The sequence below is a fragment of the Streptomyces sp. NPDC004031 genome (genome assembly GCF_053604375.1).
On sequence record NZ_JBSGHL010000046.1, the window covers coordinates 58,663 to 72,598 of the forward strand.

Consider the following 13,936-nt stretch of genomic DNA (forward strand, 5'->3'; position numbering starts at 1 on the left):
GGGGTGCCTGTTGAGGTAGGCATCGCGATCGTCCGCCGGTGGTGGGTTGCTCGCGCAGTTCCCCGCGCCCCTGAAAACGAGAACCCTCACCCCCACCGGCAGGTGGCCGCCAGACCGGCCTGGAGGGGGACGGTGCGGGGTGCCCCCGCAGGAATGCGCTGGGAGGGGGTCAGCCCCTGCGTAGGAGGGTGAAGGCGCATTCCGAGGAGGTGCCCCGTGGCGGCACCCGACCCAGCGGCGGCGGCGCCGCGTAAGGGGCGCGAGGAACTGCGCGAGCAACCACCCACCCACCGCAAGGTCGCACACCGCACCGCAACAAGCCCCCCCCGAGGCGCCCCCAGGCTCACCCCCCGGAGGGGTCCGCCGGGTGCGGGGCCACGAGCGGAAGCCCCGCCGCAAGGCGGGCCTCGCACGCGGCGACCAGCTCCGCATACGCCCCCGCCCCCATCAGCTCCGTGAGCTCCGCCCGGTACGAGACGTAAACAGGCTCACCCCCACCGTGCGCGGACGTCGCGGACGTGCACCACCAGTGGAGGTCATGACCGCCGGGGCCCCACCCCCGGCGGTCGTACTCCCCGATCGACACCACGAGCACGCGCGAGTCGTCCGGCCGGTCGACCCACTCGAAGGTGCGCCGGATCGGCAGCTGCCAGCACACGTCGGGCTTGGTCTCCAGCGGTTCGCGGTTCTCCCGCAGGGCGAGGGCGTGCAGTGCGCAGCCCTGTCCGCCGGAGAAGCCCGCGCGGTTGGAGAAGATGCAGGCCCCGTCGACGACGCGGGTCTGCCGTTCGCCGTCCTCGTTCTCCTCGGCCCAGTAGCCGTCCCGGCCGGTGCCGAGGCCGTGGAACTGCCAGTCGTCCGCGGTGAGCCGGGCCACGTGCCCGGCGACCCGCTTCTCGTCGTCGTCGTCGGAGAAGTGCGCGCCGAGCGAGCAGCAGCCGTCGTCCGCGCGCCCGGCCACGATGCCCTGGCAGCCGTGTCCGAAGACGCAGGTCCAGCGCGATGTCAGCCATGTCAGGTCGCAGCGGAAGATCTGCTCGTCGTCCGCCGGGTCGACGAATTCGAGCCATGCCCGTGCGAAGTCGAGCCCCGCCTCGTCGCCTGCCGCGACCTGCTCCCCGCCCCTGCGGGTCGTCACCTTTGCCACGCGCCCAGCGTAAGACCGTATTGCCCGGTTTCCCCTCACCGCCCCGCACGAGGGGGCCCGCCGCCCGCCCGGCCGGGGCGAACCGGCCCTCTCCCGCCCGGCCCCCGGCCGTAAAGTGCTGCCCATGCGACTGGGAGTGCTCGACGTGGGGTCCAACACCGTTCACCTGCTGGTGGTGGACGCGCATCCGGGCGCGCGCCCGCTCCCCGCGTATTCGCACAAGGCCGAGTTGCGCCTCGCGCAGCTGCTCGACGCGGACGGCGCGATCAGCGCCGAGGGTGTCGAGCGTCTCGTCGCGACCGTCGCGGACGCGATGCGCGTCGCGGAGGACAAGGGCGCCGAGGACGTGCTGCCCTTCGCGACCTCCGCGGTGCGCGAGGCGGCGAACGGCGAGGCGGTGCTCGCGCGCGTCGAGCAGGAGACCGGTGTGCGGCTGACGGTGCTGTCCGGCGAGGACGAGTCGCGGCTGACCTTCCTGGCGGTACGCCGCTGGTTCGGCTGGTCGGCGGGCAAGCTGCTGGTGCTGGACATCGGCGGCGGTTCGCTGGAGGTCGGCTACGGCATGGACGAGTACCCGGACGCCGCCGTGTCGCTGCCGCTCGGCGCGGGGCGGCTGACCAGCGGCTGGCTGCCGGACGACCCGCCGTCCGCGCAGGACGTGCGGGGCTTGCGCCGGCACGTCAGGACCGAGATCGCCCGTACCGTCGCGGAGTTCGCCCGGCTGGGGCCCGCCGACCACGCGGTGGGCACGTCCAAGACCTTCCGCCAGCTGGCCCGGATCGCGGGGGCGGCGCGCAGCGCGGACGGGCTGTACGTGCAGCGGGTGCTGCGGCGTGCGGCGCTGGAGGAGTGGGTGCCGCGGCTCGCCGGGATGGCCGCGCGGCAGCGCGCGAACCTCCCCGGGGTGTCGGAGGGCCGGGCCGGTCAGCTGCTCGCGGGCGCGCTGGTCGCGGAGGCGGCGATGGACCTGTACGGCGTCGGTGAGCTGGAGATCTGCCCGTGGGCGCTGCGCGAGGGCGTGATCCTGCGCAAGCTCGATGTGATGGCGGCGGGCATAGCGGGCTCGGGCGCGAGCGCCGCCACGACCACGGGTACGACCACGGGTACGGGTACGGCCCCGGGAACCGCCTCCTCGCCCGCCCCGCAGGACCCTGTGGCCAACGCCACACCGCACACCGCCCCGTACGCCCCACCCGCCCCTGCATCCCCGCAGAACGGCGGGTCAGGCGCCACCGTCGCCCGCCGCAGCGGCTGAGGACGCGGCCCCGCGGGGGTCCCGCGGCGACCGGGACCCGGCCCTGCCCGCGGGCCCCGGCCGTACGCTGGCTTGCGTGGCCCCAGCCCCCGACGTCCCCGACGCCTTCGACGCCTTCGACGCAGCCCCCGGCACGCCGCCCCGCGGCACCGTGCCGCCGGCGGGCGCGCCCGGTGCGAGCGGCGGTGCCCGCGGCAGCGTGAAGGGTGGCGTCCGGGTCGCGCTGTCGACCGCCTCGGTCTACCCGGAGTCGACGGCGACGGCCTTCGAGATCGCCGCCCGCCTCGGCTACGACGGCGTCGAGGTCATGGTGTGGACGGATCCGGTCAGCCAGGACATCGACGCCCTGCGCCGGCTGTCCGACTACCACTGCGTGCCGGTGCTCGCGGTGCACGCGCCGTGCCTGCTGATCACCCAGCGGGTGTGGTCGACCGACCCGTGGGTCAAGCTGCAGCGCGCCAAGGCCGCGGCCGAGCGGCTCGGCGCGTCGGCCGTCGTCGTCCACCCGCCCTTCCGCTGGCAGCGCGGCTACGCGCGCGACTTCGTCCGCGGGGTGTGGCGGATGGCGGACGAGACGGACGTCCGCTTCGCCGTCGAGAACATGTACCCGTGGCGCTACCGCGACCGCGAGATGGCCGCGTACGCCCCCGACTGGGACGTCACCCGGGAGGACTACCGGCACTTCACGGTGGACCTCTCGCACGCGGCGACCTCGCGCACCGGCGTGCTGGAGATGGCCGCGCGGATGGGCGACCGGCTCGCGCACGTCCACCTCGGCGACGGCAACGGCTCGGCGAAGGACGAGCACCTGGTGCCGGGGCGCGGCACCCAGCCCTGCGCCGAGCTGCTGCGCTCCCTCGCGGGCCGCGGCTTCGCCGGGCACGTGGTCGTGGAGGTCAACACGCGGCGGGCCATGTCGTCCGCGGAGCGCGAGGCCGATCTCGCGGAGGCGCTGGCCTTCGCCCGCCGCCACCTGGTCGCCCCGCCGGTCGCGAGCCGTCCGCACCGCTGAGCCCGCCCCGCGGCAGCACCGTGGAACAGCCCAGCCCTTCCGTCATCCGGACGGGTTGTCCGGATCCTGGGCGACGGGCGTACCCTCGACGGCACGGCCGCGCGCCGCGGCCGTCGTACGAACGCGAGTGGAACCTAGGGAGTGGAACCGTGCCCGAGCTGAGGTCACGTACGGTCACCCACGGCCGCAACATGGCGGGCGCGCGCGCCCTCATGCGCGCATCCGGCGTGGACAACGCCGACATCGGCAAGCCGATCGTCGCGGTCGCCAACAGCTTCACCGAGTTCGTACCCGGGCACACCCACCTCCAGCCGGTGGGGCGGATCGTCTCCGAGGCGATCAAGGCGGCCGGCGCGGTGCCGCGGGAGTTCAACACGATCGCGGTGGACGACGGCATCGCGATGGGCCACGGCGGCATGCTCTACTCGCTGCCGTCGCGCGACCTGATCGCCGACTCCGTCGAGTACATGGTGCAGGCGCACTGCGCGGACGCGCTGATCTGCATCTCCAACTGCGACAAGATCACCCCGGGCATGCTGATGGCCGCGCTGCGGCTGAACATCCCGACGGTCTTCGTCTCCGGCGGCCCGATGGAGGCCGGGCGGGCGACGCTGGTCGACGGCACGGTCCGCAAGCTGGACCTGATCAACGCGATCTCCGACGCGGTGGACGAGAGCGTGTCGGACGCCGACATCCTCCGCATCGAGGAGAACGCCTGCCCGACCTGCGGGTCGTGTTCCGGGATGTTCACCGCGAACTCGATGAACTGCCTGACCGAGGCGATCGGTCTGGCGCTGCCCGGCAACGGTTCGGTGCTGGCCACCCACACCGCCCGCAGGGCGCTGTACGAGGACGCGGGCCGCACGGTCGTCGAGCTGACCCGGCGCTACTACGAGCAGGACGACGACAGCGTCCTGCCGCGCAACGTCGCCACCGGCGCCGCGTTCGAGAACGCGATGGCCCTGGACATCGCGATGGGCGGTTCCACCAACACGATCCTGCACCTGCTGGCCGCCGCCCAGGAGGCCGAGCTGGACTACGGCCTGACCGACATCGACGCGGTCTCGCGCCGGGTGCCGTGCCTGGCCAAGGTCGCCCCGAACGTCGCCCCGTCGGGCACGTACTACATGGAGGACGTGCACCGCGCGGGCGGCATCCCGGCGATCCTGGGCGAGCTGTACCGGGGCGGGCTGCTCAACGAGGACGTGCACACGGTGCACTCCCGCTCGGTCAAGGACTGGCTCGGCACGTGGGACGTGCGCGGCGGCTCCCCGTCGCCGGAGGCCGTCGAGCTGTTCCACGCCGCCCCGGGCTGTGTGCGTTCCGCGTCGGCGTTCTCGCAGTCCGAGCGCTGGGAGTCGCTGGACACCGACGCGGCCGGCGGCTGCATCCGTGACGTCGAGCACGCCTACTCCCAGGACGGCGGCCTGGCGGTGCTGCGCGGCAACCTCGCCGTGGACGGCGCCGTGGTCAAGACCGCGGGTGTGGACGAGTCGATCTGGACGTTCGAGGGTCCGGCGGTCGTGTGCGAGTCGCAGGAGGAGGCCGTCGAGAAGATCCTCCGCAAGGAGATCACGCCCGGCGACGTCGTCGTGATCCGCTACGAGGGCCCGCGCGGCGGCCCGGGTATGCAGGAGATGCTCTACCCGACCTCGTACCTGAAGGGCCGGGGCCTGGGGAAGTCCTGCGCGCTGATCACCGACGGGCGCTTCTCCGGCGGCACGTCGGGTCTGTCCATCGGGCACGCCTCCCCGGAGGCGGCCTCGGGCGGCACGATCGCGCTGGTCGAGGACGGCGACCGGATCCGGATCGACATCCCCGGCCGCACCATGGAACTCCTGGTCTCCGAGGAGGAGCTGGCCGCCCGCCGGGAAGCGCTGGGCGGGGTGTACAAGCCGCGCGCGCCGCGCGACCGGCAGGTCTCGGCGGCGCTGCGCGCGTACGCCGCGATGGCGACGAGCGCGGACCGCGGCGCGGTCCGCGACGTGAGCCGCCTGGAGATCTGACCCGCACCTGGTCCTGCCGCCGTCCCCCGCGGGCAACTGCCCGCGGGGGACGGCGTTTTCGCGCCCGTGGGGGGGGGTCTAGTCCAGGCTGAGGACCGCGGCGGCGCGGTCGGCCATCTTGGATTCGCCGAGCGCGTTGGGGTGCACCGGCACGAAGTTCGTGCCGAAGAGCACCGGTTCGATCCAGCGGGTGCCGATCGGCTGGCACGCGTCATGGCCGTTGGAGGCCGCGGCCATGTCCACGTACGTCGCACCGGTCGCGGCCGCCGCGCGCTGCACCGCCGAGTTGAGGTGCGTCTGCAGATCGCGCAGGTAGGGGATGTCGCCGGAGGCGATGGGCAGTTGCGCGAAGCAGCCGGGCACCGCGGCGGAGGGCACGATCCACGGGTAGCCGAGGATCGCCACCTGCGCGTTCGGCGCCTTCGCGCGCACGGCGGCGAGCGCGCTCGTGAGCGCCTGGAAGGTGCCGTTGTCGACCTGGTCGGTGAACGTGCTCCCGTACAGGCTCTGGCAGGGGTGACCGAAGCCCAGGGTCGCTATGCCGGCCGAGCCGCACGCCAGGATCGCGTCGATGAAGGTGTTGTTGTCGTTGCCGCCGATCGTCATCGTCACGACGTCGGTGCTCGCGCTCAGCGCGTCCAACTGCGGTGCGACGCCCGGGTACTGGGCCCCGGCGAAGTCCTTGGTCTGTGCGGCGCCGCACGTCACGTCGTGCAGCGCGAGGCCCGCGCGGGCGGCCAGCACGTGGGGGTAGTTGGCGGAGGACCGGATGCACAGCAGCGAGGCGTCCGGGTCGAGCGGCAGCACACCCGAGGCCGCGCTGTAGCTGTCGCCCATTGCCACGTACGAGCGCTGGGCCTGCGACTGGGCGTGCGCGGCGGGCGCGGTCAGACCGAGGACGGCCAGTGCCGCGGCGGCCAGGACCGCGGCGAGGCCCCGGCCCCGGGGGCGGTGGGGGAGAAGGCGCATCGACATCTCTCCTCGTTTCGTGGGGGTATGTGACGAGATCAGGTGAAGTCGGCGCTGCTCCGCAGAAGTTACTGACTGGTCAGTCGGTGGTCAATGGTCTGCGCACGCACCGGTCGCGAGGACGTTCACTTCTTCACGGTTTCGCCGCACCGCCGTCGCGTTCACGCACCCTTCGCCGTACGGGACTTCCCTCCCCGCCACCCGCCGCCATCCTGGAGACCAGGGGCCAAGTGGGGGGAGCGGCAATGGAGTTCACGATCGCCCGGCGGGTCCGGCGGCGCGGCATCGGCATGCTGTGCGCGGCGGCCGCCATCACCGCCGGACTGGCCGCATGGCTGATCTCCAGCAAGGGCCACAGCACCGCAGGACCACTCGTCGCCGCGGGCGCCGCCGCCCTGTGCGCCGGACGCGGACTGTGGGAACTGCGCCGCGCCCGGCGGCCCTTCCGGCTGCGCGTCGACGCCTTCGGCATCACCCTGCACGACGCCGAACTGAGCTGGGAGCAGATCGACGCGGTCGCACTGCGCTACACCTCCGCGGGCGACAGCGAGAGCGCGCCGCCCAAACCCCACCTCACGGTGTGGCTCGCACCCGGCACGAAGCTCCCCCGCGAGCCCGACCGCACGTACGACGGGCGCGTCCGGTACACCCTCCTCGACACCGACGACCTCGACCAGGGCCTCGGACAGCTCACCGCCGCCCTCGCCGAGCACGGCCGGGCCCGCTTCGAGACCGCGCCGCGCACCCTCCGCCCGCCCACCCCCGTCACCGTCGCCGGACCCGAGCACCGCGTCCCCGGCGGCGACCGTGTCTTCCGCGCCCCCGGGCCGCCCGCCGCACTCCTCCTGGCCTGCCTCGTCCTCGCCCTCGGCGCCACCGCCCCGCTCGCCGCGGCCGCCACCGGGCGCCCCCACCTCGTCCCCCTGGCGCTGCTCGGCCCCCTCGTGCCCGTCGCCGCACTCGGCTGGGCCGGCACGTTCTCCTGCCTGTCCCGCCGGCGCCGCCCCCGCCGCTTCACCGTCGGACCCGGCGGCATCGCCTTCCGCGACTACGGCAAGGCCGAGATCCACTTCTCCTGGTCCGAGGTCGCCGCCGTCACGGTCGGCCCCCGCGCCGGCTCCACCGACACCCGCCCCTGGCTCATCGTCTGGCCCCTCCCCGGCGCGACCCTCCCCACCCAGACCCTCCACCTCGCCGACGGCCACCTCGCCTGCCCCCTCACCCCCCTCCGCACCCTCCCCGACGCCCCCGCCGCCCTCCCCGCCCTCCACACCTTCGCCGGCGAACGCTTCACCCCTGCGCGGGGCTCTTAGGGGCGCGGGGAACCGCGCGCTCAGCCGAGACGGCGAGAAGATCGCGGCACCCACCGCGAGGGGCACCCCGCGGCGCCCGGAACGGACCGCCCCCGGTCCACCACCGCGCGCATGCCCATAATGGAAAGCGTGAGTGAGGACCAGCAGACAGCCGTCGCCCCCGCGCCAACGGAAAACGCCCCGCCCGACAAGGGCCCGGCGCCCGAGCCGATCCGTTTCTTCGGGACGACCTGGGTCGACCACGACCGCGGCTACGGCCTGCGCCGCCTCGGCGTCAGCATCGGCTCGCTGGCCACGGCCGCGGCCGGCGCCTTCGTGCTGAAGATCGGCTTCCAGGGCCTCGGCGACGCCAAGATCGGCACGTTCGTCACCGCCCTCGCCTTCATCGGCCTGGCCGTGTGCAGCGTCCTCGCCTTCCGCCACACATGGCGCGGCTTCGTCGCCCGCCGCCCCGCGGGCGACGCGGACGGCACCGCGAGCCTCTACGCGATCGGCTTCGTCGGCGGCCTGCTCGCCTATTTCGTGCGCTCCCTGTCCGAGGCCCCCGGCGAGGACCTGCGCCGTGCCGAGTACGCGGAGGCCCGCGCCCGCTTCGAGGCCCGCCAGGCGCGCCCGAAGGCGAAGGCGAAGCCCAAGGGCAAGCGCAAGCGCTGAGGCGGCCGCCCCCCGCGGCAACGTGTCCCTGCCACTACCAGGAGCAGCAGGGTCTTCCTCACCCGGAGTGCGCGCCGCACCCTCGGTCGTATGAGTGAATCCACCGCACCCCCGCCCCTCCTCACCACCCCCTTCGGCTTCGCCGCGACCACCGGGGACGTCCTCGACGGCGTCGATCTCGGCGGGCGGCGGGCGCTGGTGACCGGCGGGACGTCCGGGCTCGGGCGGGAGACCGCACGGGCGCTCGCCGCCGCGGGCGCCGAGGTCGTGCTCGGCGTACGGAACACCGCCGCAGGCGCCCGCACCGCCGCGGAGATCACCGCCGAGACCGGAAACCCCCAGGTGAGCGTGCTGCCGCTGGATCTCGCGGACCTCGCCTCGGTCCGCGCCGCCGCGCAGGCGCACGGCGACCGCCCGCTGCACATGCTGATCGCCAACGCCGGGATCATGGCCCTCCCCGAACTGACCCGCACCCCGCAGGGCCGCGAGATGCAGTTCGCCGTCAACTTCCTCGGCCACCACGCCCTGACCACCGCCCTCCACCGCGCCCTCGCCCGCGCGGGCGAAACGGCGGACGAAGGAGCGCGCGTCGTCGTACTCAGCTCCAACGCGCACCTCTTCGCGCCCCCCGTCTTCGACGACCTCGACTTCCGCTTCCGCCCCTACCACCCGCTCGGCGCGTACGGGGAGTCCAAGACCGCCGACGTGCTGCTCGCGGTGGAGGCCGCCCGCCGCTGGGCGGACGACGGCATCACTGCCAACGCCGTCAACCCCGGCGCGATCGCCACCAACCTCCAGCAGCACACCGGCGGCCTGCGCACCCCGCCCGAGCGCCGCAAGACGCCCGCGCAGGGCGCCGCCACGCCCGTCCTGCTGGCCGCGTCCCCGCTGCTCACGGGCGTCACCGGCCGTTACTTCGAGGACGGCGCCGAGGCCCGGCCGCGCGACGCGGCCCCGCCGCTGTTCGGCGGCGGCGTCGCCCCCTTCGCCCTCGACCCCGGCAACGCCACCCGAATGTGGGACACCGCGCATGCGCTCACCGGCTGAACCCCGCCCTCCACGCAGCACGACAGGCCCTAGCATCACGACGGTGACCCGGACAGCACAGGAAACGGCGGCCGCGCTGCGGCGCGGCAAGTACGTGAGCGTCACCACCTTCCGGCGCGACGGCACCCCCGTGCCCACCCCGGTCTGGTACGCCCTCGGCGACGGCGAGCTGGTCTTCTGGACCGGCGCGACCAGCGGAAAGGTCAAGCGGCTGCGCAACAACCCCCGCGTGCTCGTCGCCCCCTGCAACGCCCGCGGCCGCGTCGCCCCCGGCGCCCCCACCCTGGAGACCACCGCCCGCGTCCTCGACGACGCGGGCAAGGCCGCCGCCCGCCGCCTGCTCGCCCGCCGCTACGCCCTGGTCCGGCTCGGCGACCTGGCCCGTACGGTGCTGCGCCGCACCGCCCGCCCCGACCAGGTCGGCGTCAGCGTCGCCCTGTGAAGGCCCTGGCCAGAAGCACCGGGCTTACGGTGGAGGGGTGACGACCGGCAGCAGACTCGGGGACTACCTGCGGGCCCGGCGGGAAAGACTCCGGCCCGCGGACGTCGGCCTGCCCGAGGGCGGGCGGCGCCGCGTGCCGGGGCTGCGCCGCGAGGAGGTCGCCCTGCTCGCGGGCATCAGCGTCGAGTACTACCTGCGCCTGGAGCAGGGCCGCGACCAGCACCCCTCGCAGCCGGTCCTGGCCGGTCTCGCCCGCGCCCTGCGCCTCGGCCCGGACGCCGAGCGGCACCTCTACGCGCTCGCCGACGTCGCCCACTCCACCGCCGGGGGCGCACCCGACCGGCCCGAGAGCGTCAGCCCGGCCGTCGTCACCCTCATCGACAACTGGACCACCACCCCGGCCCTCGTCCACGGCCGCGCCATGACCACGCTCGCCGCCAACGCCATGGCCGTCGCCCTCAACCCGCTCTTCGCCCCCGGCGTCAACACGCTGCGCGCGGCGTTCCTCGACCCGTCGATGCGCGACTTCTACCGCGACTGGGACGCCATGACCGCGAAAACCGTCGCCTACCTGCGCTCACTCGCGGGCGCCGCCGACGACCCGCGCATCGCCGAGGTCATCGGCGAACTGAGCCTGCGCAGCGAGCGCTTCCGCGATCTGTGGGCCCGGCAGGACGTCCACCGCCGCACCAGCGGCCTGACCCTGATCCGCCACCCGCGCGTCGGCCCGCTCGACCTGCACTACGAGAAGCTCGCGCTGCCCTCGGCCCCGGGCCAGATGCTCGTCACCTACCACGCCGAGCCGGGCACGCCCTCGTACGACCGCCTGCGCCGCCTCGCCCGGCTGACCTCGCAGGAAACAGACCCGGCGCCGTACGACGGCGCCCCCGCGCGGGCCGCCCGGTAGGCGTCCGGGACACCAGGGGCGACCGTCCGGCACCGTACGGACCGGGCCGCCAGCACACTGGCCCGGTCCCGGCACGTCACTTGCGGGCCGCGCTCACCGCTCCGATGCCGCCCACCACGGCCGCGACGACCGCGCCGTGCCACAGTCCCGTCCACACGCTGCCGAAGAAGCCCTCGCTGGTCAGCACCTGCCGCAGCACCACGTCGGTGACGAACATCGCCGCCGCCGGCACCGCCGCCACCCGCCACGGGTGCTTGCGCGCCCACCGCCTGATGCGCCGGTCCCTCCCCGCCTTCCCGTGCGCGGAATACCCCAGCACCGCGCCCGCGCCCCCGACACAGAAGAACAGCAGCGCGGCGATGGACAGGGACCCGCTGAGGATGCCGAGTCCGAAGTGCCCCTGCACCAGGTGCAGGGCCAGCGACACACCACCGCCGAGCGCGCCGACGACGGCCGCGGGCCGCCACGGGCCGAGGCTCGCGGAGGCGACGGCCAGCTGCCGCTTCTCCGCGCCGGTGGTCACGATTTCGCGGGATGAAGGGTTCATACCGCTACGGTCACCCCGTCCCGTCCCTATGCGCCATAGGGGATGACCCTGACCCGCCCCCCACGCCCGACCCGGCCCCCGGGACGGTGTCCGGGGGCGGCGGCACACCCGGCCCGTGGACGGCGTACCGCCCGTCTTCCGGCCTGTGGACAACCCCGACCCGGTGTCCGCCGCACCCGGCATCATGGGGCCATGACCCAGCGACACGTGGCCGTCCTCGGCACAGGAAAGATCGGCGAGGCCCTGCTCTCCGGCATGATCAGGGCCGGATGGGCACCCGCCGACCTGCTCGTCACCGCCCGCCGACCGGAGCGCGCCGAGGAGCTGCGCGACCGCTACGGCGTCGAGCCCGTCGACAACGCGGAGGCCGCCAAGGCCGCCGACACCCTCATCCTGGCCGTCAAGCCGCAGGACATGTCCGCGCTGCTCGACGAGCTGGCACCGCACCTGCCCGCCGACCGCCTGGTCATCAGCGCCGCCGCCGGCATCCCGACCGCCTTCTTCGAGGAGCGCCTCGCCGAGGGCACCCCGGTCGTGCGCGTCATGCCCAACACCCCGGTGCTCGTCGACGAGGGCATGTCCGTGATCTCCGCCGGCCGGCACGCCGACGAGAGCCACCTCGCCCGCACCGAGGCCATCTTCCAGCCGGTCGGCAAGACCCTGCGCGTCCCGGAGAAGCAGCAGGACGCCGCCACCGCCCTGTCCGGCTCCGGACCCGCGTACTTCTACTACCTCGTCGAGGCCATGACCGACGCCGGCATCCTCCTCGGCCTGCCCCGCGCCCAGGCGCACGACCTCATCGTGCAGTCCGCGATCGGCGCCGCCGTCATGCTCCGCGACAGCGGCGAACACCCGGTCAAGCTCCGCGAGGCCGTCACCTCCCCGGCCGGGACGACGATCAACGCCATCCGCGAACTGGAGAACCACGGGGTGCGCGCCGCCCTCCTCGCCGCCCTCGAAGCCGCCCGCGACCGCAGCCGCGAACTGGCCTCCGGCGCCTGACCGGCCACCCCGGCGCCCACCGGCCGGGCCGTACGCCACCGGTCCGGGCCCCCGCCCACGCGAGGGGCCCGGACCCGGCGGCGCACCCGCGGCCCTTCAGGACGGCGGCAGCAGTCCGACCGCCCGGTAGGCGGCGTCGACCGTCGGCCGCGCGACCTCCCGCGCCCTGGCCGCACCCTCCCGCAGCACCTGGTCGAGATGGCCCTGGTCGGCGCTCAGCTCGGCGTGCCGCGCCCGCAGCGGCCGCAGCAGCTCCACCACCGCCTCCGCCGTGTCCCGCTTGATCACCCCGAAGCCGGCCCCGTCCGCGTCGTACGCCGCCGCGAGCGCCTCCGCGTCCTTACCGGTGCAGGCCGCCAGGATCTCCAGCAGATTCGCCAGCCCCGGCCGCGCCGCACGGTCGAACGTCACCCCCGGCTCGCTGTCGGTCACCGCCCGCATGACCTTCTTCGCGATCACGTCCGGCTCGTCCAGCAGATAGACGATCCCGGCCGTGGCGGCGTGCGACTTGCCCATCTTCGACGCCGGGTCCTGGAGGTCCATCACCCGCGCCGCAGCCGCCGGCCGCGTCGCCCGCGGTACGACGAAGGTCGCCCCGTACCGCTGGTTGAAGCGCTCGGCCAGATCCCGGGTGAGCTCCACATGCTGTGTCTGGTCCTCGCCCACCGGCACCTCGTCGGCCCCGTACGCCAGGATGTCCGCCGCCATCAGCACCGGGTACGTCAGCAGCGACAGCCGCACCCCCTGCCCCGCGGCCTGCGCCCGCGCGGACTTCTCCTTGTACTGGATCATCCGCCGCATCTCGCCGTCCGTGGCGACGCACTCCAGCAGGTACGACAGCCGCGCGTGCTCGTCGACGTGACTCTGCACGAAGAGCGTGCACACCCCCGGGTCCAGCCCCGCCGCCAGCAGCAGGCTCGCCGCCTGCCGGCTCAGCCGCCGCACCCGCGCCGGATCGTGCTCGACGGTCAGCGCGTGCAGGTCAGCCACGAAGAACAGCGACTCGGCCCGGTGCTGGTCCTCCTCCGCCCACCGCCGCAGAGCACCGAGGTAGTTCCCCAAGGTCAGATGCCCCGTGGGTTTCACACCGCTGAGAGTCCGTGTCATGGTCGCCGTCTCCTGTCGTCCGTGGTTCGCCGGTCGGTCTTCTCGGAGACCGCCGCTCACCACGGCCGCAGACAACGAAAACGGCCGCCTGAGCGGCGGCCGTGGGTGCGTACGTGAGTCAGGTGGCCGCCTCTAGGCGGCCCACCACTGGGTGTCGTGACACGTACGCGACGTCATGGGGCCAGAGTAGCGCGCACCCCCTGTTTGTGAAGGTCCCCGCACGAAGTTGACACACCCCGGTCGGCTGCGTAACGTACTCCGGGTTGTCCGACGTGAGCGCCGATCTTGGTCGGTTCCCGGACAGCCATTCCGCAGCAATCACTCGAACGATCACGGTCTGACGACCGGGGGCGTCCGTGTGTGCGTTTTCGGAATGCGCGGATTCTGCGGAAGCAGAAGCCAAAGCCCTCCGATTTGGAACGGCCGAGGAACATCCGCTAAAGTCTCACTCGTCGGAAGGGCCGAACAGCCCGAAAGACAAACCCCGCTGACTGGGGGTCAGGCACTGGAAAGCGTCTGATAGAGTCG

The 13,936-nt window shown here is 73.9% G+C and carries 12 protein-coding genes and 1 pseudogene; 9 read left to right on the forward strand and 4 right to left on the reverse strand.

The features are described 5' to 3' along the window. Positions 1 to 343: 343 nt before the first annotated feature. Positions 344 to 1,147, reverse strand: coding sequence for a hypothetical protein (locus ACWERV_RS26325; protein ID WP_398192312.1), 804 nt, complete (start codon positions 1,145 to 1,147; stop codon positions 344 to 346). Between the two features lie 124 nt (positions 1,148 to 1,271). Between ACWERV_RS26325 and ACWERV_RS26330 the strand changes: the two are divergent. The 3 genes and pseudogenes from ACWERV_RS26330 to ilvD all read left to right on the forward strand — a co-directional run. Continuing rightward, positions 1,272 to 2,195, forward strand: a pseudogene (locus tag ACWERV_RS26330) (Ppx/GppA phosphatase family protein); the annotation flags it as partial. A 406-nt stretch (positions 2,196 to 2,601) separates the two neighbouring features. After that, positions 2,602 to 3,414, forward strand: coding sequence for a sugar phosphate isomerase/epimerase family protein (locus tag ACWERV_RS26335; protein ID WP_452937427.1), 813 nt, complete (start codon positions 2,602 to 2,604; stop codon positions 3,412 to 3,414). Between the two features lie 149 nt (positions 3,415 to 3,563). Further along, positions 3,564 to 5,420, forward strand: a complete 1,857-nt coding sequence (gene ilvD, locus ACWERV_RS26340; RefSeq protein WP_452937407.1) for a dihydroxy-acid dehydratase — start codon at positions 3,564 to 3,566, stop codon at positions 5,418 to 5,420. Between the two features lie 78 nt (positions 5,421 to 5,498). On the opposite strand, the gene ACWERV_RS26345 is transcribed toward ilvD, so the two are convergent. After that, complete coding sequence (locus ACWERV_RS26345; protein ID WP_452937409.1) at positions 5,499 to 6,389, reverse strand: SGNH/GDSL hydrolase family protein; 891 nt, start codon at positions 6,387 to 6,389, stop codon at positions 5,499 to 5,501. Between the two features lie 245 nt (positions 6,390 to 6,634). Here ACWERV_RS26345 and ACWERV_RS26350 point away from each other — a divergent pair, with 245 nt between their 5' ends. From ACWERV_RS26350 to ACWERV_RS26370, 5 genes are all read left to right on the forward strand, one after another. Next, a complete protein-coding gene (locus tag ACWERV_RS26350) occupies positions 6,635 to 7,702 on the forward strand; it encodes a hypothetical protein (protein ID WP_452937412.1) in 1,068 nt (355 codons plus the stop codon). A gap of 120 nt (positions 7,703 to 7,822) precedes the next feature. Then, positions 7,823 to 8,356, forward strand: a complete 534-nt coding sequence (locus tag ACWERV_RS26355) for a hypothetical protein (protein ID WP_452937429.1) — start codon at positions 7,823 to 7,825, stop codon at positions 8,354 to 8,356. A 90-nt stretch (positions 8,357 to 8,446) separates the two neighbouring features. Continuing rightward, a complete protein-coding gene (locus tag ACWERV_RS26360) occupies positions 8,447 to 9,403 on the forward strand; it encodes an SDR family NAD(P)-dependent oxidoreductase (RefSeq protein ID WP_452937415.1) in 957 nt (318 codons plus the stop codon). A gap of 43 nt (positions 9,404 to 9,446) precedes the next feature. After that, positions 9,447 to 9,845, forward strand: a complete 399-nt coding sequence (locus ACWERV_RS26365; RefSeq protein WP_452937418.1) for a PPOX class F420-dependent oxidoreductase — start codon at positions 9,447 to 9,449, stop codon at positions 9,843 to 9,845. A gap of 37 nt (positions 9,846 to 9,882) precedes the next feature. Beyond that, positions 9,883 to 10,752: a helix-turn-helix transcriptional regulator gene (locus ACWERV_RS26370; protein WP_452937420.1), complete on the forward strand. Its 870-nt coding sequence runs from the start codon at positions 9,883 to 9,885 to the stop codon at positions 10,750 to 10,752. Positions 10,753 to 10,828: 76 nt separating this feature from the next. Here the strand turns inward: ACWERV_RS26370 and ACWERV_RS26375 are convergent, their stop codons facing one another. After that, complete coding sequence (locus tag ACWERV_RS26375; RefSeq protein WP_398192320.1) at positions 10,829 to 11,299, reverse strand: hypothetical protein; 471 nt, start codon at positions 11,297 to 11,299, stop codon at positions 10,829 to 10,831. Between the two features lie 192 nt (positions 11,300 to 11,491). Between ACWERV_RS26375 and proC the strand changes: the two genes are divergently transcribed. Beyond that, positions 11,492 to 12,301: a pyrroline-5-carboxylate reductase gene (proC, locus tag ACWERV_RS26380; protein ID WP_398192322.1), complete on the forward strand. Its 810-nt coding sequence runs from the start codon at positions 11,492 to 11,494 to the stop codon at positions 12,299 to 12,301. 96 nt (positions 12,302 to 12,397) lie between these two features. On the opposite strand, the gene trpS is transcribed toward proC, so the two are convergent. Next, a complete protein-coding gene (trpS, locus tag ACWERV_RS26385) occupies positions 12,398 to 13,408 on the reverse strand; it encodes a tryptophan--tRNA ligase (RefSeq protein WP_452937422.1) in 1,011 nt (336 codons plus the stop codon). Positions 13,409 to 13,936: the final 528 nt, after the last annotated feature.

Excerpts from the sequence above, each read along its gene's own strand:
- ACWERV_RS26375 (WP_398192320.1), bottom strand. The coding sequence starts at position 11,299 with ATGAACCCTTCATCCCGCGAAATCGTGACCACCGGCGCGGAGAAGCGG.
- ACWERV_RS26345 (WP_452937409.1), bottom strand. The coding sequence starts at position 6,389 with ATGCGCCTTCTCCCCCACCGCCCCCGGGGCCGGGGCCTCGCCGCGGTC.
- ACWERV_RS26355 (WP_452937429.1), top strand. The coding sequence starts at position 7,823 with ATGGAAAGCGTGAGTGAGGACCAGCAGACAGCCGTCGCCCCCGCGCCA.
- trpS (WP_452937422.1), bottom strand. The coding sequence starts at position 13,408 with ATGACACGGACTCTCAGCGGTGTGAAACCCACGGGGCATCTGACCTTG.
- ACWERV_RS26350 (WP_452937412.1), top strand. The coding sequence starts at position 6,635 with ATGGAGTTCACGATCGCCCGGCGGGTCCGGCGGCGCGGCATCGGCATG.
- proC (WP_398192322.1), top strand. The coding sequence starts at position 11,492 with ATGACCCAGCGACACGTGGCCGTCCTCGGCACAGGAAAGATCGGCGAG.
- ACWERV_RS26360 (WP_452937415.1), top strand. The coding sequence starts at position 8,447 with ATGAGTGAATCCACCGCACCCCCGCCCCTCCTCACCACCCCCTTCGGC.